This is a genomic window from Pontixanthobacter rizhaonensis (assembly GCF_012972675.1).
GTDB lineage: Bacteria > Pseudomonadota > Alphaproteobacteria > Sphingomonadales > Sphingomonadaceae > Pontixanthobacter > Pontixanthobacter rizhaonensis.
Map to the genome: position 1 here is coordinate 1019986 of NZ_JABCRE010000003.1, position 19624 is coordinate 1039609.

Annotated in this window: 21 protein-coding genes; 16 read left to right on the forward strand and 5 right to left on the reverse strand. The window is 55.3% G+C overall.

Annotation, left to right across the window (positions count from 1 at the left end; translation table 11 throughout):
- The first annotated feature begins 33 nt into the window (after window positions 1-33).
- Window positions 34-4347: a DNA-directed RNA polymerase subunit beta' gene (gene rpoC, locus HKD42_RS12650; RefSeq protein WP_170013878.1), complete on the forward strand. Its 4314-nt coding sequence runs from the start codon at window positions 34-36 to the stop codon at window positions 4345-4347.
- 112 nt (window positions 4348-4459) lie between these two features.
- Window positions 4460-5176, forward strand: coding sequence for a hypothetical protein (locus HKD42_RS12655; protein ID WP_170013880.1), 717 nt, complete (start codon window positions 4460-4462; stop codon window positions 5174-5176).
- Window positions 5177-5182: 6 nt separating this feature from the next.
- Here the strand turns inward: HKD42_RS12655 and HKD42_RS12660 are convergent, their stop codons facing one another.
- Window positions 5183-6316 (reverse strand): serine hydrolase domain-containing protein, encoded by a 1134-nt coding sequence (locus HKD42_RS12660; RefSeq protein ID WP_170013882.1) that lies wholly within the window; start codon window positions 6314-6316, stop codon window positions 5183-5185.
- 80 nt (window positions 6317-6396) lie between these two features.
- On the opposite strand from HKD42_RS12660, the gene gltX reads away from it, so the two are divergent.
- Together gltX and HKD42_RS12670 are read left to right on the forward strand one after the other, a co-directional pair.
- Window positions 6397-7725, forward strand: coding sequence for a glutamate--tRNA ligase (gene gltX / locus HKD42_RS12665; RefSeq protein WP_170013884.1), 1329 nt, complete (start codon window positions 6397-6399; stop codon window positions 7723-7725).
- Complete coding sequence (locus HKD42_RS12670; protein ID WP_170013888.1) at window positions 7722-8099, forward strand: nuclear transport factor 2 family protein; 378 nt, start codon at window positions 7722-7724, stop codon at window positions 8097-8099. Before gltX ends, HKD42_RS12670 begins: the two co-directional genes overlap by 4 nt.
- Window positions 8100-8104: 5 nt before the next feature.
- Here HKD42_RS12670 and HKD42_RS12675 read toward each other — a convergent pair whose 3' ends face one another.
- Together HKD42_RS12675 and pyk are read right to left on the reverse strand one after the other, a co-directional pair.
- Entirely contained in the window at window positions 8105-8368 is a 264-nt protein-coding gene (locus HKD42_RS12675; RefSeq protein WP_170013890.1) for a hypothetical protein, read from the reverse strand.
- Between the two features lie 8 nt (window positions 8369-8376).
- Window positions 8377-9861 carry a pyruvate kinase gene (pyk, locus tag HKD42_RS12680; RefSeq protein WP_170013893.1) on the reverse strand — a complete coding sequence of 495 codons (1485 nt, stop codon included), beginning with the start codon at window positions 9859-9861 and terminating at the stop codon, window positions 8377-8379.
- Between the two features lie 61 nt (window positions 9862-9922).
- Here pyk and HKD42_RS12685 point away from each other — a divergent pair, with 61 nt between their 5' ends.
- The 9 genes from HKD42_RS12685 to HKD42_RS12725 all read left to right on the forward strand — a co-directional run bounded on the left by HKD42_RS12685 (window position 9923) and on the right by HKD42_RS12725 (window position 14404).
- The gene (locus HKD42_RS12685) at window positions 9923-10234 is read left to right on the forward strand and encodes a DUF1244 domain-containing protein (RefSeq protein WP_343042383.1); all 312 of its coding nucleotides are present in this window, start codon (window positions 9923-9925) and stop codon (window positions 10232-10234) included.
- 86 nt (window positions 10235-10320) lie between these two features.
- Window positions 10321-10557 carry a DUF2312 domain-containing protein gene (locus HKD42_RS12690; protein ID WP_170013898.1) on the forward strand — a complete coding sequence of 79 codons (237 nt, stop codon included), beginning with the start codon at window positions 10321-10323 and terminating at the stop codon, window positions 10555-10557.
- A gap of 74 nt (window positions 10558-10631) precedes the next feature.
- The gene (locus tag HKD42_RS12695) at window positions 10632-10979 is read left to right on the forward strand and encodes a heavy metal-binding domain-containing protein (RefSeq protein WP_170013900.1); all 348 of its coding nucleotides are present in this window, start codon (window positions 10632-10634) and stop codon (window positions 10977-10979) included.
- A gap of 73 nt (window positions 10980-11052) precedes the next feature.
- Window positions 11053-11799 (forward strand): YebC/PmpR family DNA-binding transcriptional regulator, encoded by a 747-nt coding sequence (locus HKD42_RS12700; protein WP_170013902.1) that lies wholly within the window; start codon window positions 11053-11055, stop codon window positions 11797-11799.
- Window positions 11800-11809: 10 nt separating this feature from the next.
- Window positions 11810-12274, forward strand: a complete 465-nt coding sequence (gene ruvC / locus HKD42_RS12705; protein ID WP_170013904.1) for a crossover junction endodeoxyribonuclease RuvC — start codon at window positions 11810-11812, stop codon at window positions 12272-12274.
- A gap of 10 nt (window positions 12275-12284) precedes the next feature.
- The gene (locus tag HKD42_RS12710) at window positions 12285-12599 is read left to right on the forward strand and encodes an antibiotic biosynthesis monooxygenase family protein (protein ID WP_170013906.1); all 315 of its coding nucleotides are present in this window, start codon (window positions 12285-12287) and stop codon (window positions 12597-12599) included.
- Window positions 12596-12943 carry an arsenate reductase gene (locus tag HKD42_RS12715; protein ID WP_170013908.1) on the forward strand — a complete coding sequence of 116 codons (348 nt, stop codon included), beginning with the start codon at window positions 12596-12598 and terminating at the stop codon, window positions 12941-12943. Before HKD42_RS12710 ends, HKD42_RS12715 begins: the two co-directional genes overlap by 4 nt.
- Window positions 12922-13995, forward strand: coding sequence for a glycerophosphodiester phosphodiesterase family protein (locus HKD42_RS12720; protein ID WP_170013910.1), 1074 nt, complete (start codon window positions 12922-12924; stop codon window positions 13993-13995). The genes HKD42_RS12715 and HKD42_RS12720 overlap by 22 nt, the downstream gene beginning before the upstream one ends.
- Entirely contained in the window at window positions 13964-14404 is a 441-nt protein-coding gene (locus HKD42_RS12725) for a thiol-disulfide oxidoreductase DCC family protein (RefSeq protein WP_246237028.1), read from the forward strand. The genes HKD42_RS12720 and HKD42_RS12725 overlap by 32 nt, the downstream gene beginning before the upstream one ends.
- A 2-nt stretch (window positions 14405-14406) precedes the next feature.
- Here the strand turns inward: HKD42_RS12725 and ubiG are convergent, their stop codons facing one another.
- On the reverse strand, window positions 14407-15177 hold the full coding sequence (ubiG, locus tag HKD42_RS12730; protein ID WP_170013912.1) for a bifunctional 2-polyprenyl-6-hydroxyphenol methylase/3-demethylubiquinol 3-O-methyltransferase UbiG: 771 nt from the start codon (window positions 15175-15177) through the stop codon (window positions 14407-14409).
- Window positions 15178-15243: 66 nt separating this feature from the next.
- On the opposite strand from ubiG, the gene HKD42_RS12735 reads away from it, so the two are divergent.
- Window positions 15244-16515, forward strand: a complete 1272-nt coding sequence (locus tag HKD42_RS12735) for an aspartate kinase (protein WP_425500386.1) — start codon at window positions 15244-15246, stop codon at window positions 16513-16515.
- Between the two features lie 382 nt (window positions 16516-16897).
- Window positions 16898-18070 (forward strand): formate-dependent phosphoribosylglycinamide formyltransferase, encoded by a 1173-nt coding sequence (purT, locus tag HKD42_RS12740; RefSeq protein ID WP_170013917.1) that lies wholly within the window; start codon window positions 16898-16900, stop codon window positions 18068-18070.
- Here purT and HKD42_RS12745 read toward each other — a convergent pair.
- Window positions 18067-18615: a DUF2306 domain-containing protein gene (locus HKD42_RS12745; protein ID WP_170013919.1), complete on the reverse strand. Its 549-nt coding sequence runs from the start codon at window positions 18613-18615 to the stop codon at window positions 18067-18069. The genes purT and HKD42_RS12745 overlap by 4 nt on opposite strands.
- A gap of 158 nt (window positions 18616-18773) precedes the next feature.
- Between HKD42_RS12745 and HKD42_RS12750 the strand changes: the two genes are divergently transcribed.
- Window positions 18774-19589 carry a LytTR family DNA-binding domain-containing protein gene (locus tag HKD42_RS12750; RefSeq protein WP_170013921.1) on the forward strand — a complete coding sequence of 272 codons (816 nt, stop codon included), beginning with the start codon at window positions 18774-18776 and terminating at the stop codon, window positions 19587-19589.
- Window positions 19590-19624 lie beyond the last annotated feature (35 nt).

A 19624-nucleotide genomic window follows, 5' to 3' on the forward strand; every position in this document is an offset into this window, starting at 1 on the left:
GACCCTCCCGAAGGAGGGAAACGGAGCGAAATTATGAACGACCTAACCAAATTCACCAACCAGCTGGCTAAGCCGGAAACCTTTGACCAAATCCAGATCGGTCTGGCCTCGCCAGAGCGTATCCGCAGCTGGTCCTTCGGCGAAATCAAGAAGCCGGAAACCATCAACTACCGGACATTCAAGCCGGAGCGTGATGGCCTGTTCTGCGCGCGCATTTTTGGTCCTGTAAAGGATTACGAATGTCTGTGCGGCAAGTACAAGCGGATGAAGTACAAAGGCGTCGTCTGCGAAAAATGCGGCGTTGAGGTTACCGTAACCAAAGTCCGCCGCGAGCGGATGGGTCACATCGAACTGGCTGCGCCGGTCGCGCACATCTGGTTCCTCAAATCGCTGCCGTCGCGCATTGGTTTGCTGCTCGATATGCAATTGAAGCAGCTTGAGCGTGTGCTCTATTTCGAAAGCTACATCGTCACCGAGCCGGGCCTTACTCCGCTGGAGAAATTCCAGCTGATGACCGAAGACGAAATGGTCGAAGCGCAAGACGAATATGGCGAAGACGCGTTCTCCGCCGGCATCGGTGCAGAAGCTGTCAAATTCATGCTGATGGATCTCGATCTAGAGCAAGAGCGCGACGATTTGATGGAAGAGCTGCGGACCACGAAGTCTACGCTCAAGCCGAAAAAGATCATCAAGCGTTTGAAAGTCGTTGAGAGCTTCATTGACTCAGGTAACCGTCCTGAATGGATGATCCTTGAAGTTGTGCCGGTTATCCCGCCAGAGCTGCGTCCGCTGGTTCCGCTGGATGGCGGCCGTTTCGCGACGTCTGATCTGAACGATCTCTATCGCCGTGTGATTAACCGGAACAACCGTTTGAAGCGCCTTATTGAACTGCGCGCGCCAGACATCATTGTGCGGAACGAGAAGCGTATGCTTCAAGAAGCCGTCGATGCGCTGTTCGACAATGGCCGCCGCGGCCGCGTGATTACGGGCGCGAACAAGCGTCCGCTGAAATCGCTGTCCGATATGCTCAAGGGTAAGCAGGGCCGTTTCCGCCAGAACTTGCTTGGTAAGCGCGTCGACTATTCAGGTCGTTCGGTCATTGTGACCGGCCCTGAATTGAAACTGCACCAGTGCGGCCTGCCCAAAAAGATGGCGCTCGAACTGTTCAAGCCGTTCATTTATGCGCGCCTTGATGCGAAGGGTCTTTCCATGACTCTGAAGCAAGCCAAGAAATGGGTCGAGAAAGAGCGTAAAGAAGTCTGGGACATTCTGGATGAAGTCATCCGTGAACATCCCGTTATGCTCAACCGCGCGCCAACGCTTCACCGCCTTGGTATTCAAGCGTTCGAGCCCGTCCTGATCGAAGGTAAAGCCATCCAGCTGCACCCGCTGGTCTGTTCGGCATTCAACGCTGACTTCGATGGTGACCAAATGGCTGTTCACGTGCCGCTGTCGCTGGAAGCCCAGCTGGAAGCGCGTGTCTTGATGATGTCCACCAACAACATCTTGTCACCTGCCAATGGTAAGCCGATTATCGTTCCTTCGCAGGATATGGTCCTCGGGATTTACTACCTATCGATGGACCGTCAGGAAAAGACGCCTGAATTCGTCGAAGACAATGGCGAGCAAATTGAGAAGCTGCCACGCTTTGCCGATATGGCTGAAGTGCATCACGCTCTGGAAGTGGGCGCCGTAACGCTTCACTCGAAAATCATCACCCGCGTTCCGCAGGCCGATGAAAAGGGTAAGATTGTCCTTAAGCGTTTCACCACCACTCCGGGCCGTTTGCTGATCGGTGAGTGTCTGCCGAAGAACCACAAGGTTCCGTATGACATCATCAACCGTCTTCTCACGAAGAAGGAAATCGGTGACGTGATCGACCAAGTGTATCGTCACACTGGCCAGAAAGACACGGTTCTGTTCGCCGATGCGATCATGTCGCTTGGTTTCCGGCACGCGTTCAAAGCCGGTATTTCGTTCGGTAAGGACGATATGATCATCCCTGACACCAAGGATGGCATGATCGAAGAGGCTAAGGCGCTGGTTGCTGATTACGAGCAGCAGTACCAAGACGGTCTGATCACGCAGCAGGAAAAATACAACAAGGTCATCGATGCATGGTCACGTTGTGGTGATACTGTCGCTGATGCGATGATGGATGAGATTAAGGCTCAGCCAATCGATGAAGACGGCCTGCAGGCACCGATTAACGCGATCTATATGATGGCACACTCCGGTGCGCGTGGTTCGCCTGCTCAAATGAAGCAGCTTGCCGGTATGCGCGGCTTGATGGCGAAACCGTCGGGCGAGATTATTGAAACACCGATTATCTCGAACTTTAAAGAAGGTTTGACCGTTCTTGAGTATTTCAACTCTACCCACGGTGCCCGTAAAGGCCTGGCGGATACAGCGCTGAAGACCGCTAACTCTGGTTACCTGACACGCCGCTTGGTTGACGTATCGCAAGACTGTGTGATCGTTGAGGAAGATTGTAAAACCACCAACGCGCTGGAAATGCGCGCTATCGTTCAAGGTGGTTCTGTAATCGCCTCGCTCGGTGAGCGTATTCTCGGCCGGACTACCGCGGAAGATCTGATCAACGCCAAAACCGGTGAAGTCATCGTCAAATCGGGCACATTGCTTGACGAGCCGATGGTTGCGGAAATCGAAGCTGCTGAAGTTCAGTCTGCCAAGATCCGTTCGCCGCTGGTTTGTGAGGCCGATCAAGGCGTCTGCGGCAAGTGTTACGGACGTGACCTGGCCCGCGGTACTCCGGTAAATATCGGTGAAGCTGTTGGCGTTATTGCCGCGCAGTCCATCGGTGAGCCGGGTACGCAGCTGACAATGCGGACATTCCACATTGGCGGTGCAGCGCAGCTTAATGAAACATCGCACCTCGAAGCGATTTCTGATGGTACTGTTGAATATCGCGACATGCCGACCATTACCGATAAGAAGGGTCGTATGCTCTCCTTGGCGCGTAACGGTGAAATCGTGGTGATCGATGCCGAGGGCCGTGAGCGTGAGATGCACAAAGTGCCGTATGGTACTGTTATTCTCAACAAATCTGGCGCGAAGATCAAAGAAGGCGACCGTCTGGCAGAGTGGGATCCGTTCTCCTTGCCAATCATTACCGAGCAATCGGGCCGCGTGACCTTCCAAGATCTGATCGATGGTACGACGATGGAAGAGCGCGTTGATGATGCCACTGGTATCGCTCAGCGTGTTGTTACCGAAAACCGTGCAACTGGCCGGAAGAAGAAAGAAGATCTTCGTCCGCGTCTGACATTGCTCGGTGAAGGGGAAGTGATCGGCGAAGATGGCGAAACCGATGCGCAGCGTTATATGCTGGCACCGGGTACTTCGCTGTCGGTTGAGGACGGCCAAGAAGTACAGGCAGGTGACATTCTTGCCCGTGCATCACGTGAAGCTGCCAAGACCCGCGACATTACCGGTGGTTTGCCGCGCGTTGCTGAGCTGTTCGAGGCGCGTATTCCGAAAGACAATGCGATCATTGCCAAAATTTCTGGTAAGATCGAATTCGTCCGCGAATATAAAGCGAAGCGTAAGATTGCGATTGTTCCCGAGGAGGGAGATCGCGTCGAGTATCTGATCCCGAAGACGAAGATCATCGACGTTCAGGAAGGCGATTTCGTTAAGAAGGGCGATACGCTGATTTCGGGTAGCCCGAACCCGCATGACATTCTGGATGTTCTGGGTGTCGAAGCGCTTGCTGAGTATCTCGTTGACGAAATTCAGGAAGTGTATCGTCTGCAAGGTGTGAAGATCAACGATAAGCACATCGAAACGATCGTTCGCCAGATGCTTCAAAAGGTCGAAATCACCAATGGCGGCGACACAACGCTGCTGCCAGGCGAGCAAGTCGACCGTGAAGAGATGCACGAGTATAATGCGAAACTCGATAAGAAGCAGGCGAAGGCTGAAGGTATGCCGATCCTGCTTGGTATCACTAAGGCTTCGCTGCAAACGCGTTCTTTCATCTCGGCGGCGTCTTTCCAAGAAACCACTCGCGTGCTGACGCAAGCGGCGGTCGAAGGAAAGAAAGACACCTTGATCGGTCTGAAAGAGAACGTGATCGTTGGCCGTCTTATCCCTGCCGGTACCGGCGCGGGTATGAACCGGATGCGTGTCACTGCCTCCAGCCGTGATGCTGCTTTGCGGGCTCAGTGGAAGAAACAGCAAGACGCGATTGCTGCGGCTGAAGCTGCTGGTGAAGTGATCGAAGAGCCAGAAACAGATGCACCTGTTGATGCTCCTATGGATGAAGCCGCGATGGCTGCAGCCATGGGCGGCGGCACTGCTCCGGAGACACCAGACGCTGAATAAGCCGCTGGGTTGACCGAATAGAGAACCCCGCCAGAACTTCGGTTCTGGCGGGGTTTTTCTTGCGTTCATTCTGAAATGAGTACCTACTCTGGTGGGAATGGAGGAGGTACACATGAATATTCAAAAGCTTCTGATCGGGTTAAGCGCATTTGGACTGATCATACCGGTTGGCGCTCATGCACAAGATAGCGGCGCGGTGATTGTTACGGCTCAGCGGTCCGACCGCTCAAGCTACGAATATTATGACGATGATCAATCGGCAATCGGCCTGACACGCACTGCGGATTATTTCGTCAAACCGATGTTCGTCAGCTCTGACTCGCGAGATATAAATGAACGCAAGCAAGAGCTGCACGCAATGCTGCGCGCGGCCATTGAACGTTCGCGTGGTTCAGGAATTTCGTTGGTGGCTGGCAGTTATAGTCTGCGTCCGGTTACGATCGAGAATTATGAGGAGCTTCCCCTTGCATATGGTGGCCGTCCCGACACAAATCGCGTCCAGATCTATGCCCGGATTCCCGTAGACAGTTCTGTTCAGAGAGCGAGCGACGCTGACAAACTGATTGAAGCTTTTGCAAAAACTATCCCCGCCACTGGTCGTTCCTTTATCGAAACAGGCACGACCGCCTTGGCGATCGATAATCCGGATCAATACCGCTTCGCTGTTGTCAAAGAAGTGGCCGCCGAAGCGAAGCGTTATGCCGGTTTGTTTGGCTCAGATTACGGGGTGGAGATTAACGGCCTGGACTCAGAACTGTACTGGCAACAAGCCAGCGAGAATGAAGTGTTCCTGTATATCGAACACAGCTTCAAAATTGCGCCAAAATAGGGTTGGTTAAGCGTAAGCCATTGTCTCCAATTCTTTGAATGCGGCTAAAGCTCCCGGGTCGCCAAACGGGGAAAGCTGGCTGATGAACACACCCGCAACGCCTGCGGCAGGATCAATCCAGTAATAGGAATTGAAGATTCCTGCCCAGGCCAAGCTACCCGCAGAACGGCCGCCTTCGATCGGCTCCGGATTGATCAGGAAGCCCAGTCCCCAGCCGGTGTGCTGATCCGGGAACGTGTCAAATGGCTGCGCCAGATCAGGCATAGCGGACCCCATATAGCCCGCACGTAAATCGCCAATCTGGTTGCGCGACATTTCCGCGATGCTTTCCGCAGACAAAACGCGGTTGCCGCCCAGTTCCCCTTGCCGCAGCACCATTTGCAGGAATTTCGCGTAATCCGGCGCGGTGGAGGACAGCCCGCCGCCGCCGCTTTGAAATTCGCCGCCGCCCAAATTCATGGGTGTGGCTTCGAGCTCGCCAGCTTCGCCGCGCACATGCACTTTGGCCATGTTGTCTGATAGCTCCGGGCGAAAGGCCGTGTCGGTCATTCCCAGCGGCTCGAAGATATTTGCTTGAAGATAGTCACCCAATGTCATGCCGCTTGCGGCCTCTACCGCCAAACCCGCCCAGTCAGTGGCGACGCCATATTCCCATTGTTCACCCGGATCGAACATCAGCGGCATTGTGATGCTGGCTTTGGAGCCCGGTGCTGGCATCCCGACTGCGCCGAAATATTGCAGTACTTGAGGTTGCACGAAGAAATAGCCGAGACCGGCAGTGTGCGTTAGCAGATGCCTGAGTGTGATTGACCGGTTTGCGGGGCGCAGCTGCGGTTGGCCATCCTCTCCAAACCCGTCCAAAACTTGTGCGTCGGCCAGTTCGGGCAGCACATCGCCAATCGGCCCATCCAACGTCAGTTTGCCTTGCTCTACCAATTGCATAGCGGCCACTGACACCAGAGCCTTGGTCATAGAGGCAATCTGACACACCGTATCAAGCGCCATGGGTGCACCCGTACCTGCGTCTGCTTGACCCCATGCACCGCTGAAGCGGATACCGTCCCGATCGACAATCATCGCGGAGGCACCGGGCAGACCGGCAGTCGATATCGCATGTGCGAGTGCTGTTTCTGTGCTCATGCCCCAAACGCTAGCTGCTTAGCTGTCTGTTGCAAAGCATCTGCTTGTCGCAGCCCGTTGCAAAGGCTAGTTGCGGCCCCATGACCACTATCACACGTTTTGCCCCGTCGCCTACTGGCCGTCTTCATGTCGGCAATATCCGTACTGCCTTGCACAATTGGATGCTCGCCCAAAAAACCGGCGGGAAATTCATGCTGCGGATTGATGATACCGACCCAGAGCGGAGCAAAGAAGAATATACTGTCGCCATCCGTGCTGACTTGGCCTGGCTCGGGATGCATCCTGATGGGGAGGAGCGCCAATCTCTGCGGCTGGATCACTATGACGCCGCCTTTGAAAAACTGCGTGCATCAGGCCGGGTTTACCGCTGCTATGAAACGGCGCAAGAACTGGATTTGAAGCGCAAAGTACAATTGGGCCGTGGTAAGCCGCCAATCTATGATCGGGCAGGGCTGGAGCTGACCGATGCTGATCATGCGGCAAAGGCGGCTGAAGGCATCGCACCACATTGGCGGTTCAAACTGGATCATAGTACACCCATCACATGGGATGATGGGGTGCGGGGCCCACAGAAATTTGATCCTGCCACATTATCCGATCCGGTCATTCGCCGTGCGGATGGATCGTGGCTGTATATGCTGCCCAGCGCCGTGGATGATATTGAAATGGGCATCACCGACGTTTTGCGCGGGGAAGATCACGTTTCCAACACTGCCGTACAGGTGCAGATGTTCGATGCGATGGGGGCTACGCCGCCACGGTTTGGTCATGAGGCATTGTTGGTCGGGAAAGAGGGTAAGCTGTCAAAGCGTCTGGGATCGCTTGGCTGCGATGCATTCCGCGAGAAAGACATCGAACCCCAAGCAATCATTGCCTTGTTGGCACGGCTAGGCACATCGTTGCCCGTGGAACCAATCGCGGATGTGGCGGCTCTGGTAGAGACGTTTGATCTGTCGACCTTCGGCCGGGCTCCTGCGAAATTTGATGATGCGGATCTCGAACGGATCAATACCGCTCTTGTCCATCAGCTGAACTATGGCAGCGTACAAGACCGCTTGCCCGACGGCATGGGCGAGGAAGCATGGCATGCTATCAGGCCCAATCTGGAAACCGTATCTGGCGCACATGATTATTGGGCGATTGTCACAGGGCCGATTGAATTGCCGGAATTCTCTGACGAAGATCGTGCCTATCTGGCTGAAGCCGCCAAAACGCTGAGCTGGGGTGATAACCCCTGGGGTGCGTTGACCAGCGCGCTCAAAGACAGCACGGGCCGAAAAGGTAAGGGATTGTTCTTGCCACTGCGCCAGGCACTGACCGGCCAAAACCATGGGCCGGACATGGGTGAGTTGCTGCCCGTCTTGGGCGAAGAAACCGCGCGTCGGCGGTTGGAACGGGCTGCCGGATGAACAACACTGATATAGCAGAGGCTCTGTTCGCCGGATTTGCAGCAGGGGATGCGGACGCAGCCAAAGCGCTGTGTTCGCCTGATCTGAAAGCAAGCCAGAATGGCGGGCCGTTGATGGATTTGGCCACGGTGCTGCATTTCGCCGTTGCGGTGAAAGCTGCCGCGCCTGACTTCCGGTACGAAGAAGCGGTTAGATCGGCCACAGACAGCGGCTTCGTTGAAGAACACCGGGTGCGCGGAACATTCACCAATGGTGGTGAAATTGACTTGGTGGTGTGTATCGTGGCCACCATCGAAGACGGCAAAATCACAGTTCTGCGTGAGTATTTCGACCCAGCCGGTGCAGCGGCGTTGGGCGCGGCTCTCTCAACCTGACAGATCTATTGATCGGGTTCTGACGCTGCCATCATATCCATGAAGTTGCGGGCGGCGTCTTGATCGGCTGAATCTTCAAAAGTCTCCTGCAGATCGGGCGCGTCACCAAGCATATAAAGCAGCGACCACAGTGCGAAGCGCTTGCCCTGATCTTTTTCCAAGCCAAGATCTACCTGCATTCGCTCCGTGCCGGCAGCCATCGCGGCCGGTGTCATCTCGTCAAATTGCGAAGTGGCGAAATACCGCTGCAGCAGATCATTAAATTCCACGCGGCTGTTTATCCTTCATGCTTTTCTAATTCATCACCGGCAAGCGTCACAACATGAAGTAAATTGGTGCTGCCCGGGGTGCCAAACGGCACACCCGCCAAAGCGATCAGCTTACTGCCTGCTGTGCCGAAACGGTGGCGTAAAGCCATCCGTTTGCCCTTCGCAATCATTTCTTCAAAACTGCCGATATCTTTAGTGGTCACCGCATGAGCGCCCCACAACAAAGCAACGCGGCGCGCAGTGCGCTGGGACGGGGTCAGCACGAGCATCGGCACCGATGGCCGTTCGCGCGCAACCCGGCGGGCTGTGCTGCCCGATCCGGTGAAGACGGTAATCGCCGCAACTTTGACCGTATCGGCAATGGTCATACAGCTATGCGCCAGCGCATCCGCCGTCGTCCGGTCTGGCGGTGTTTCCAGAAAACGGACACGATCCAGATAAGCGCCATCGCGTTCCACCTGCGCCGAAATACGGTCCATAATGGCGACGGCTTCTTCCGGCCAATCACCCGCTGCGGTTTCCGCGCTGAGCATAACGGCATCTGCGCCATCATACACTGCATTGGCGACATCGGACACTTCGGCGCGTGTTGGTGCCGGGCTTTCGATCATCGATTCGAGCATCTGCGTCGCAACGATCACTGGCTTTCCAGCGATACGGCTTTTGTTGACGATCTCTTTTTGTAGCGGGGGGACTTCTTCGGGTAACAGTTCGACACCTAAATCCCCGCGCGCCACCATGATGCCGTCCGACATTTCGATGATTTCATCCAACCGGCGGACTGCCATCGGCTTTTCGATCTTGGCGCAAAGCGCGCCATAGCTGCCCATCAATTTGCGTGCTTCTGCCAGATCTTCCGGGCGCTGCACAAAGGATAGGCCAATCCAGTCGGCCCCTTTTTCGACGGCGAAAGCAAGGTCTTTGCGGTCTTTCGCCGTCAATGCCGGGATCGGAATTTCCGCATCCGGAACGTTTACGCCTTTGCGGTCTGAGATGACCCCGCCGACCGTTGCGGAACAGAGAATCTCGTTCTCATCCGCGCGAATAACTGTCAGTTGGATTTTCCCGTCATTGATGAGCAGCCTCTGGCCTTTTTCCAACAGTCCGAACAGTTCCGGATGGGGCAGTTCAACGCGGGTCTCATCGCCAAGTTCTGGATTGCGGTCGAGCGTGAAATGGCCCGAATGCCGGATCACCGCCTTGCCACCTTTGAATTTTCCAACCCGCAGTTTCGGCCCTTGCAAGTCACAGAAAATGGCGATCGGGCGATTAAGGTCAGCTTCCAATCTGCGTATTTCGTCAATTGTCTCTGCATGGGTGGCATGTTCGCCGTGGCTCATATTGACCCGGAATGCATCAACGCCTGCCCAAACCAGACGGCGGAGCATGGCCGGATCACGGCTGGCGGGGCCGACAGTGGCCAAAATCTTGACCTTGCGCCCACGGGGGTCAAGGTATTTGGGGTCTAGATGTTTCTGATCGCGCTTTTCCATGGGAAGGACCTATGGCAGAGCTGTATTGCAACTCAAGGACCAAAGACGAAGGATATGGGCAGTGGATACGAATGCTAAGAATGATCTTGAGGCACTACCTGACCCGGTCGCTGCAGCTGCATTCCGCAGATTGGTGCTGCATTTGCAGCATAGACATGATGCGCAGAACATCGATCTAATGGGGCTATCAGGCTTTTGCCGGAACTGCTTGGCTGACTGGATTATGGAAGCCGGGTTTGATGGTGATAAAGCCCGCGCTCGCGAAGTCATCCACGGTATGCCGCAGGATGAATGGAAGGCGACCCGTCAATCGCCCGCCACCGAAGAACAGCTCGCACGAATGAAAGCGAGCGTTGCAAAAAATAAGCCGTGAATTGTGGATTCGCGATCTTCACCGACACGCGGACGCCCGCTATCAGCCTGATCAACTGATTCTCATACAATTGGAGTTTTGAACCCATGGCTGAAGCCACTGACGACCGCCTGCGCCTGCTGATCGAACGCATTGAGCGTCTTGAGGAAGAGAAAAAAGGCATCGCTGACGATATCCGTGATGTCTACGCAGAAGCCAAAGCGGTTGGGTATGACCCCAAAATCATGCGCCAAATTGTTCGCCTGCGCAAAATGAAGCCAGACGACCGCAGTGAAATGGAAATGGTGCTCGACACATATAAAGCAGCCTTGGGAATCGGTTGATTTGTGATCAATTGATTTTAGCGGCGTATTATGATAGTAATACAGCTCATTGAAACGAGTTGGAGAACTGACATATGCCCGGACCTTGGAAAGACGCACGCGGAATTACGGTAAGCACGACGCCGACTTTGGAAGGGCAACCGATCCAGCAATATCTTGGTATTGTTACCGGTGAAGTTATCGTGGGTGCTAACCTGTTTCGTGATCTCTTTGCCAATATCCGCGATATTGTCGGCGGCCGGTCCGGTTCTTACGAACGCATTTTGAGTGACGCCCGCAAGCAGGCGATTGAAGAAATTCAGGCTGAATGTGCAGCAATGGGCGGTAATGCCGTGGTCGGGATTGATTTGGATTACGAAGTCATCGGCGATACCGGATCAATGCTGATGGTCAGTGCCAGCGGCACCGCGGTGAAGGTTTAGACCTTAGGGGTGACGTTCCGCTTTGGCTAAGCTATCGGATAGGCAGACACCCAATAAAGCATAACGGATTCCCATGGCAGGCCATTCCAAATTTAAAAACATCATGCACCGCAAAGGTGCGCAGGACAAAAAACGGTCCAACCTTTTCTCGAAGCTTAGCCGCGAGATTACCGTGGCTGCGAAGATGGGGACACCTGATGTCGATATGAACCCGCGGCTACGGCTGGCGGTGAATACGGCTAAGGGGCAGTCCATGCCCAAGGATAATATCCAACGCGCAATCGATAAAGCGACTGCGGGCGATGACGAGAATTATGAAGAGGTCCGGTACGAAGGATACGGCCCGGGCGGCAGTGCGATCATCGTGGAAACACTGACTGACAACCGCAATCGTACCGCCACTGCTGTGCGCACCGCTTTCGCCAAGAATGGCGGAAATTTGGGCACTGCCGGTTCGGTTGCGCATGGTTTTGAACGGCTGGGCTATATCGAATATTCGGCAGAAGCGGGCAGCGAGGATGAGGTTCTGGAAGCGGCATTGGAAGCCGGTGCGGAAGATATCCAATCATCCGAAGATGGTCATGAAATCTGGACTGGCGGTGATGAATTGCACGCAGTCGCGAATGCCCTTGAGAAAACTCTGGGCGAACCGGCAACAGTCAAACTGGCATGGAAGCCCAATCTGACTGTAGAGCTGGACGCGAAGGATGCAGAGGTTCTGCTCAAATTGATCGATACGCTGGACGATGATGATGATGTCCAGAACGTGTCCGGCAATTATGAAATTTCTGATGAAGTGATGGCGAAACTCGACGCGTAAGCGGTCGGTAGTGATCATCCTCGGCCTTGATCCATCGCTCAGCTGTACGGGCTGGGGTGTTATCCGGACCGAGGGATCGCGGTTAAAGCACATCGCCAACGGCCAGATCAAAACTGATGCGAAAGCGCCGATGGCTGTAAGGCTTGCGATGCTTCAATCCGGTGTCGCTGGGGTTATTGCCGACCATCAGCCAGACCGTGCTGCGGCAGAAGAGGTGTTTGTGAATAAGAATCCGCAATCCACCTTGAAATTGGCGCAAGCCCGCGGCGTGGTTCTGGCGGCATGCGGCGCCAGTGAGCTCACTGTTCATGAACACGCCGCGCGTCTGGTTAAAAAAGCGGTGGTCGGCACGGGCGCAGCCGAAAAATCCCAGGTGCAAGCGATGCTTAAAATCTTGCTCCCCGGGGCGAAATTAGCCGGTGCAGATGCGGCAGACGCCCTCGCTGTCGCTATAGCAGACGCACATTTGGGGTAAGTAAGACAGCATGTATTTGGTGGTATTCCGCAACCGCAAACGGACCGATATTGATGCGGATGCGTATGGTGTTGAGGCAGAAGCGATGGAGCGTATGGCTCGGGCACAACCCGGCTTTTTATCGTTCAAGAGCTATACCGCCGCCGACGGCGAAGTTGTGGCCTTGTCTGAATGGGAAACCGAACAGGCCGCCCGTAATTGGGGCCGTGTTGCCCAGCACCTGGAAGTTCAATCGCGCGGCCGCGAGCTCTACTATGAAAGCTATACGCTGTTTGGATGTGACGCCCCGCGTATCCATCAATTTTCTACAAAGGACCGATCATGAGCGTACATTTCTATGGCATCCCCAATTGCGACACGGTGAAGAAAGCGCGGAAATGGTGTGATGCCAATGGCGTCGAATACGTGTTCCATGATTATAAGAAAGAAGGGGCAAATGCTGAAAAGCTGGCCGCTTGGGTTGATGCCAAGGGCGTGGATATTGTGCTCAACAAACGCGGGACCACTTTTCGCAAATTGGACGATGCCGACAAGGTGGATATCGATAGCCACAAGGCTGTCACATTGATGGCGCAGTACCCCAGTATGATCAAACGGCCTGTTGCAGAATATCCCGGCGGCATTTTGGTCGGATTTAAGGAAGACGAATGGTCCGCTGCCTTTTTATGAGCCTGATGGCGTTGATGGGAATTGCAATGGCTCCAATATCTTCGGCGCAAGGTGTGAATAGTGATTTCCTTATCATCGCCCATCGCGGCGCGAGTGGGGAAAGGCCTGAGCATACTCTTGCCGCGTATGAGCGCGCGATTGATCAAGGCGCCGATTATATCGAACCCGATCTGGTTGTGACGAAAGACGGCGTGTTGGTGTCCCGTCATGAAAACGAGATTTCCGGCACGACAGACGTGGCCAACCGGGAGGAATTTGAAGATCGCCGCCGAAGCAAGACCATTGACGGGCAATTGGTTGCCGGATGGTTCGTAGAAGACTTTACTTTGGCAGAATTGCGAACGTTGCGGGCGCGTGAAAGGTTGCCGACACTGCGCCGATCCAACACTGATTTTGACGGGCTCTATCAAGTGCCCACCTTTGCCGAGATTGTGTCTCTTATCCGGGCCAAAGAAAAAGCGCTGGGGCGCCGGATCGGGCTGTATCCGGAACTGAAGCATCCGAACTTCCTGTTGCAGGAGGAAGGCGTCGACGTGGTCGATTTGTTGCTGACCGAATTCAAAGCTCTTGGCCTCACTCCCGCCGACCCGGTATACATACAATGCTTTGAAGTCGGCCCATTGCAGCGGTTAAACCAGCGCAGCGATTTTAAGCTAGTGCAATTGGTACATAGTCACGGCGGCCCCGCTGATGAGCCGGGCATGACCTACGCCGAAATGGCAACACCAACAGGTCTTGCTGCCATCGCATCTTATGCGGATGCCATAGGCGCGCATATCCCACTGATCCTGAATGCCGATGGCAGCCCCACTGGTTTGGTCGCCGATGTTGCGGCGAGCGATCTTGGCGCTATCCATGCGTGGACCGTGCGCAAAGAGAATGTCTTTTTACCGCCGCCCTTGCGTCAGGCTGGCGGCGAGGCTGCGATTGGTGATGACAGCACTTTGCTTGACCTTCTGGCCGCTGCGGGTGTGGACGGTGTGTTCAGCGACGATCCGGGGCGCGCAGCATTGTGGCGCAATGGCCGACAAGCAGTACGCGATGGCGAGTGAAGGTCTGACCGATACCTCTCATCCCATTATCGTTTTTGACGGTGTATGCGTGCTCTGTACCGCCAATGCGCGGTTTGTGCTGAAATATGACAGGCGCGGCCATTTCAGGCTTGCCGCCATGCAGGGGCCTGTCGGAGCAGGGCTGATGCGGGCTGCTGGGATCGATCCAACCAATCCGGAGACACTGATAGTCGTCGATGGAGATCGGATTTTGCGAGATAGTGATGCTGCAATTGCCATCTGGCGGGAATTAGGCTGGCCTTGGAAAATCGCCGCTGCCGCAAACTGCATTCCGCGACCGATCCGCGACAGCGTTTATGGTTTCATTGCGCGCAATCGTTACCGAATTTTCGGTAGGTTGGACCAATGCTGGGTGCCGACGGCGGAACAGTCACAGCGTATTGTGTGACGCTATTCTGGCCGTGCGGTCGCTATGTAATTGAGCGCTAGATCGCCTGAGAGATGCAGACCCTTGGACGGGCTAAATGCGATACCTGTTGGTTCGCTCATAACCATTCCGATGCTGGCCAGTAGATCACCGAGTTCATCCGGAGTGATAAAATCATCCCAATGGTGCGTGCCCTTGGGGATCATACCTATAGCTTCTGCGCCTTCGACCAGCAGCAAGCGGGATGCAGCCGTCCTGTTGGGCGTCGAAAGAACCATTAGCCCGCCGGGTGCCAAACGCGCTTTCAGCTCTTTCAAAAACGCCAGCTTATCCGCGACATGTTCGATCACTTCCATGCTGGTCACCAGATCGAAAGCGCCGATATTCTGCGCGCCAATCTCTCCTGCCATATAGCGTATATCCAGCCCGCTCCCCTCTGCATGAAGCGCCGCCGACGCAGTATTTTCCGGCGCTGCATCTACGCCCGTCACCGCGCCGCCCATCCGGGCCAATGGCTCGCATAACAGGCCAGCCCCGCAACCCACATCTAGCGCGGTCTTGCCGGCAAGCGGTTTTACACTGCGAATGTCACCGCCCCAATGCATATCAATCGCCTCTCGGACGTAAGCCAGACGCACCGGGTTGAGTTTATGTAACATGGCGGAAGATCCCTTCGGATCCCACCAATCAGCGGCCAGCGCGCCAAAATGTGCCGCTTCATCCGGGCGGATGGTCGCGCCAGAAGTTTGGGCGGCTGTAGAATTCGTTTTCGCAGTTACAGTTGCATCACTCATCATGCGACCTTAACACCGCGGGGAAACTGGCGCCAGTATGGGGCCATCTTTTGGAGAAGACACAGCTTGGCCCGCATAGTGATGAAATTTGGCGGTACGTCGATGGCCGGGACGGAGCGTATCCGCCGGGTGGCGAATATTGTCCGCCGTCAGCAAGCTGCCGGGCATGAGGTCGCGGTGGTCGTTTCGGCCATGGCCGGCGAAACCGACCGGCTGGTCAATTTCTGCCGTGAAGCCAATGCGCTGTATGATCCCGCAGAATATGACGTGGTTGTGGCTAGCGGTGAACAGGTCACGTCTGGGCTGCTTGCTCTGACGCTGCAATCGCTCGGGTGTAAGGCGCGCAGCTGGCTGGGATGGCAAATGCCCATCAACACGGTAGAAGCGCACTCCAAAGCCCGCGTGCAGACTATTGATGCGCCAGAATTGCTCGATTCGTTGGGACGAGGCGAGATTGCCGTCATTCCCGGCTTTCAGGGCGTGTCTTCCGAAAACCGGATTACGACGCTGGGCCGTGGCGGTTCCGATACTTCTGCAGTTGCAGTTGCGGCCGCCATCGGCGCGGATAGGTGTGATATCTATACCGATGTTGATGGCGTCTACACCACCGATCCGCGGATCGTGGCCAAGGCACGTAAACAAAAAGCGGTCACGTATGAAGAAATGTTGGAACTGGCCTCTGTCGGGGCAAAGGTTTTGCAAACCCGCTCTGTCGGTTTGGCTATGAAAGAAGGGGTCCGTATTCAGGTCCTCTCCAGTTTCCTGGGCGATGATGCCCCACCGGCTGATGATTTGCCGGGAACTTTGATTGTCTCTGATACAGAGATGGACGCTATTTTGGAGGAAGGCGAGATGGAACGCCAGCACGTAACCGGCATCGCGCATGACAAGAATGAAGCGAAAATCATTCTTACCCGCGTTCCTGATAAACCCGGCGCAGTGGCCAATATTTTTGAGCCCTTGGCTGGGGCGTCGATTAACGTGGATATGATCATCCAGAATGTGGGCCGCGATAAAGGTGAAACCGACGTCACCTTCACCGTGCCGCAAACCGATCTCGCGCGGGCGCAAGCTTTGCTGGAAGACCAGCGGGGGAATATCGGGTTTAACCGGATCATCACAGATGATCACATTGCAAAGATCAGTGTCGTTGGTGTGGGGATGAAAAGCCATGCCGGTGTCGCCAGCACGATGTTTAAATCGCTTGCTGATCGGGCCATCAATATTCAGGCCATCACCACCTCGGAAATCAAAGTCAGCGTGATTATCGATGAGGATGAAACCGAACTGGCTGTGCGCGTATTGCACACGGCTTACGGGCTGGATGCGGCGGAGTAAGTATGAGCCTAGGCCACGACGAATGTGGGCCGCTTGTGAAGGGGGCAATCGCGCTTGCGACTGGGCACCGTCGGCTTGAGCTCGACAACGAGAACAAGAAAGTCGTCCGATTTATGTGTGCGGGTAAGCCTGCATGTGTTGTGGTGAAGAATAAAAATAAATTAGCTATTTGGACAAGCGCAAATTTGAAAATCTCCGCCCAGCTAGTTGCTATACAGACGGACCGAAGAACAATCGGTATGAACCGAAGTGGCAATCTCGCAAAAGGCAAAAATCCAGGACTGCACACAAATGTAGCGTCTTGGCTGGCGTGCAGTGATCTATTCTGTTTCTATCCCGCGAATTTGGATGAAGCGTGGAGAGTGTTCGAGGACATCGCCGCATGAGCCACACCGCAAAAATCCTCTTGCTTGGTTCCGGCGAATTGGGCCGCGAATTTGTCATCTCGGCCAAACGCCTTGGCGCCTGTATTATTGCGTGCGATGCGTATGATAACGCACCGGCGATGCAGTTGGCAGACAGCCATGAAGTGTTTTCTATGCTCGATGGCGATGCACTGAGGGCGGCGATTGCCAAACATTCACCTGACTTGGTCGTGCCTGAAGTTGAGGCGATCCGCACTGAAGTGCTAGCGGAGCTGGAGGATGAGGGCGTCAATATTGTACCCTCGGCCCGGGCGACGCAGCTGACCATGAACCGCGACGCCATCCGCGATGTCGCGGCGCAGGAATTAGGGCTGAAGACCTCGCGCTACAGATATGCGGAAAGCTTGGACGAAGTGTTGGCGGGCGCGGAGTTTACCGGTCTGCCTTGCGTCATAAAACCGGTCATGTCGTCCAGCGGCAAGGGGCAAAGCACAGTCCGTTCTGCTGATGAACTGGAACAGGCTTGGGATTATGCTGCCGCCAATATGCGCGGTGACCGCAAGCGCGTGATCGTCGAACAATTCGTCGATTTCGATTACGAGATTACTTTGCTGACCGTTCGTCATAAAGATGGTGTCAGCTTTTGTCCGCCCATCGGTCACCGGCAGGAACGCGGCGATTATCAGGAAAGCTGGCAGCCAACCCCCATGTCTGATGGGGCCATCGCATCTGCGCAAGATATGGCGCGTAAAGTCGTCAATGCGTTGGCCGGTAACGGTGCGGGATATGGTCTGTTCGGGGTCGAATTCTTTGTAAAGGGTGAAGAGGTGATTTTCTCGGAACTCAGCCCGCGCCCGCATGATACCGGGATGGTCACATTGCTAAGCCAGAACCTGACCGAATTCGATCTTCACGCGCGCGCTATTATGGGGTTGCCAGTGCCCGATACGATCCGCGCGCGGCCATCGGCCAGCGCGGTGATATTGGCGGACCGGGATAGCGAGGCGTTGAGCTATTCGGGCCTCGCCGGGGCGATGGAGAACGGTGCCGATGTCCGGATTTTCGGTAAGCCCACTTCGCGCCCTTACCGCCGGATGGGCGTTGCACTGGCCTGTGCTGGCACCACAGACGAAGCCCGCCGCATCGCAAAGGACGCAGCGGGCAAAGTCGTAATCGGATATGACGGTTAGCCCAGTAGCAAAACATTCATGAGGCGGCCGGGCAGAGCGAAGGCGGCAATACCCGGGATCATCAGTGCGGCCAGATAGGTCAGCACCAGATGTTTCTTGTGCCCGGCAATGTCGCCTTTGCGCGCGGTCGCAACAGTTTTCCATGCGGCATGGAAAGTAACTGGCACAAAGATATGGATGAAGCTGAAACTGCCGCTTGATTGGATGAAGATGGCAGAGGTTGCCGTGATGAGCATCAGCAGAAGCCAGATCTTGCCCAGCATCCGGTGGCGCGGAGTACCCTTGCGTGTCAGCAACACATAAAGACCTAGCGGGATGCACGGCAATACAGTCGCGACATGGATGATGACCGGCAATTTATTGTAGTGATGCAAGTTCGGTACAAAGCCGAGCAGCCCACGGCCAATCGCTATCACGCAGAAAAACGTCATCGTGAAACCAGCAATGCTTACCAGCGTGCGGGCGATTGGGCCGATTTCAAAGTCTGCCTTAGCGGGCGTGTTGGCGGGTGCCGGGTGAAAGTCTGCGAGTGTTGTGCTGGTCATGTAAGCCTCCTTAGCTGGTCCGTTGAGAGCCATCATGCAACGTGCCCGTTCACTCGCAATACAGTCTGCGCGGGCGGCGCAAATCCTTCGTGAAAATGGCGCAAATCGGTATGTTTGCCACTTTACGAAGCGCGAACGGGCGTTACTTTGCAGCGCATATGAGTGAAACGGCACCCGGAAAAGGCGCACGGCTGGCGCGCAAATTGGTCATCGACCTATCGATCATGACACTTATCGGGATTGTGCTGGCAGTGATTGGCCCGTTTGGTACGGTCAATGCACCGATGGCCACGCGCCTGCTCAGTTGGATTGGGCTCGCGTGGTTGGGTTATTGTATTTACAATCCCATGGGACTGACGGTTGGTTGGTTGCACGCCAAGCTGGATTTGCCGCAATGGGCGCTGTGGACCGGGGTGACGCTGCTGGCCACCATTCCGATGGCCATTGCGGTTTGGAGTATCGGCTTTTTGCCAAATGTGCCGCGCATGCCGACCCCGCAGGAAGGGCTTGCTGCCTATATCAATGTCTTGGCGATCGGGGCCAGCATCACCGTATTGTTCATTCTTATTGAGCGCGGCAAGCGGAATGCGGATGCAGTTCCGCACGAACACGCGAGGAATGCGGCGCTGGCTGATCCCGCCCCCGAAGATGTTACGCAGTTCCGGCCGCGTTTTTTTGAACGGCTTCCGCTGTCGCTTGGTACCGATTTGATCGCGCTGGAGATGGAGGATCATTATGTTCGTGCGCATACCGCCATGGGGTCTGATCTGATCCTGCTGCGGATGCGCGATGCAGTGGCTGAGCTAGATGGATTGGACGGCGCGCAGGTGCACCGTAGCTGGTGGGTGGCGCGCGCGGCAGTGCAAGGGACCAAGCGTGAAGGGCGCAATATACGTTTGCTGCTGAACAACAATCTGGAAGCGCCCGTGTCGCGCGCTGCGGCACCCGCGTTAAAAGAAGCAGGCTGGTTCTAACAAAAAGCCCCCTCATGCCGAAACATGAGGAGGCT